Annotated in this window: 3 protein-coding genes; 2 read left to right on the plus strand and 1 reads right to left on the minus strand. The window is 61.0% G+C overall.

The genetic code is table 11. The features are described from left to right. Positions 1 to 261 precede the first annotated feature (261 nt). Positions 262 to 513, plus strand: coding sequence for an AbrB/MazE/SpoVT family DNA-binding domain-containing protein (locus GHC57_RS18825; RefSeq protein WP_153347159.1), 252 nt, complete (start codon positions 262 to 264; stop codon positions 511 to 513). Beyond that, entirely contained in the window at positions 507 to 842 is a 336-nt protein-coding gene (locus GHC57_RS18830; RefSeq protein ID WP_170294977.1) for a type II toxin-antitoxin system PemK/MazF family toxin, read from the plus strand. Before GHC57_RS18825 ends, GHC57_RS18830 begins: the two co-directional genes overlap by 7 nt. Here GHC57_RS18830 and GHC57_RS18835 read toward each other — a convergent pair. Beyond that, positions 830 to 1,981 carry a tyrosine-type recombinase/integrase gene (locus tag GHC57_RS18835; protein WP_153347163.1) on the minus strand — a complete coding sequence of 384 codons (1,152 nt, stop codon included), beginning with the start codon at positions 1,979 to 1,981 and terminating at the stop codon, positions 830 to 832. The two genes, GHC57_RS18830 and GHC57_RS18835, sit on opposite strands and share 13 nt — an antisense overlap. Positions 1,982 to 2,532 lie beyond the last annotated feature (551 nt).

Below are 2,532 nucleotides of genomic sequence, written 5' to 3' on the forward strand. Positions count from 1 at the left end.
CGCGTCTACATCAACATGGAAAACCGGGATGACTGAAGCGCCTCAGACCGAATTTCCATCCCTCAGGTTGCTCAATCGATTGAATGCCCGCCCTGAAATGGCTTCTGCGGAGTAACAGCTTAGGGCTCGTGTGCTCCGCGAGGCAGGCTGTGCGGTGCAATAGTGAGACGCTGGTCGAGTGCAGCAAATGCATCCTGCGCCCGTGGGCTTGAAATCGCCGAAGGAAGTGAATACAATGTAATTACGTAAGGAGGTTTCGCCATGAAGGTCAATCTGGTGTCTATCGGCAACTCGAAGGGGGTGCGTATCCCCGCTTCGGTGATCAGGGAATGTGGTCTCGGCAGTGAGCTTGAGATGCGGGTCGAGAACGGCGTTGTCGTGCTCGCGCCGGCACGAGGCGTGCGCGAGGGCTGGGGCGCGGCCTTCGAGAAGATGGCGGCCGCCGGCGATGACGCGCCCGTCGTGCCTGATGCCATCGAGAACGACTTCGATACCGAGGACTGGACGTGGTGAAGCAGGTCCGGCGGTATGAAGTCTATCTGGTGAACCTAGACCCCACGCAGGGGTCAGAAATCCAGAAGACGCGACCCTGCGTCATCGTCTCGCCGGACGAGATGAACCGCTACATCCGCACTGTCATCATCGCGCCGATGACCTCCACGCAGCGCGATTATCCAACCCGAGTCAATCTCACCTTTCAGCGGAAGAAGGGCCAGGTGGTCCTCGACCAGATCAGGACCGTGGACAAGTCCCGCCTGGTCAAGCGGTTGGGCGTGCTGCCGGAAGCCCGCGCGCGGGAGGTGGCGGGCATCCTGCAAGAGATGTTCGCTTACGGCGACTGACGAAACATGTCCTCGCTCAGCCCGTCCATCAGCCCTTTGACGTGGCTTTCAGATAGGTGCGCATAGCGGCGTACCATCTGGAGTGTCCGGTGCCCGAGCACGTCGGCAATCTCCACGAGGCTCGCGCCCTTCATCGCCAGATAGCTCGCCGTCGAGTGGCGCAGATCGTGGAAGCGGAAGTCATCAAGGCCGGCCTTGTTGCGCGCATTCTCCCACGCGGTGCGGATGTCCACCGGCTTGGTGCCGTCCTTGCCGGGGAACAGCCATAGCGTCTTCGGCGGCTTGTCGTACTTGGCGTATTCCGCCTCGACCCGTTCCACCTGATCCTCCAGGAGCGCGACCAGATGCTTGGCCAGCGGCACAGAACGAATGTCGCCGTTCTTTGTGTCCCGCAGCACGGCCTGCCCGCGCTTCAAGTCGATATCGGGGAGGGTAAGCGAGAGGATTTCGTTCTTCCGCGCGCCGGTGGAAAGCGCGAACACCACGACCGTGTAGAGCGCGTCGTTGGTGCTGGCCTTGCAGGCTTCCAAGAGCCGGTCGCGTTCATCATCGGACAGGAAGCGGGTGCGCTCATTCCTGATCTTGGTGATGGCTGTCACGCCGTCCATGGGATCGTCGGCGAGCCAGCCCCATGACCTGGCTTTCTTGAGAACGGCCGCGAGGCAGTCCCGGTAGAGCTTGACGGTCTTGCGGCTCTTGGGCTTCGGCTTCGCGGCTTTGCAGGTGTCCCCATTGTCCCCCGGCCTGCCATGGAGCTTGCGCCGCGTGTCGCCGGCGGCGGCCAGATCGCCGAGCGCGCCCGAGATATGCTCCGGCGTCAGGTAGGAGAGGGCGTAGTCGCCCAGGGCGCGCTCCCAGAAGGCCAGATAGGTGGCGACGGCGCGCTGGGTGCTTTCGGCCTTGTGGGGCAGCTCTTCGCGCCGATAGCGGGCGATCACGTCGCCGAGCGTCTTGCTGGAGGCGGCGCTGACCACGTTTCTGAACTCGCCCTGTCGGATCGCGGCTTCGGTCTGCTGTGCCCAGCGTCTGGCGTCGGTTACGCGCTTGAAGGTCTTCTGCTGGGGCGGATAACCCTTGATGCGCACGCGGACGCGATAATAGGTGCCGCCCGGCCGTTTCCGTTTCTCGATTGTCGCCATGTGCTGCTCCCGGCCGGCCAGTTGAGGGGAGGGCGCGACCCCGACTCAGGGGAAAACGGGGCCGCGTCCCGTGTCCCCGTGGCCGGTACAGGCCGCTTGCGCGGTCGAGCCCGTGGGGACAATATGGGGACACTGAATACCAGCTTTCGCCCCCTCCGGGCAACCACCCTCAACAAAATGGCCTCAACATATTATTGATTTCGCTATATAAAAAGATCGACGATCATTGGCGCTGATGGTAATACATAGAGCTCATAACCTGAAGGTCGTAGGTTCAAATCCTACCCCCGCAACCAACTATCTAGCTGATAATACAGCGAAAAACAAAAAGCCCTGATCCTCGCTGACAGGGCTTTTTGCTGTTTAGGGGCACTTTAGGGGCAGTTGCTCCCAACCCATCCCCATCAAAGCCAACAAAGGGTCCTGATCGTCGGTCAACAGATCGACTATCAGATTGCGCGTTGTTCCGATTGCTGTAGCTCGGCAGCGGATTTGGCACAAATCGGCAAGGATTTGGCACAGGCCCAAAGTCTGAGGCAGGTACTCGATTT

Origin of the sequence: Roseospira navarrensis (assembly GCF_009601025.1) — a bacterium.
In the GTDB taxonomy this organism is placed as follows: Bacteria; Pseudomonadota; Alphaproteobacteria; order Rhodospirillales; family Rhodospirillaceae; genus Rhodospira; species Rhodospira navarrensis.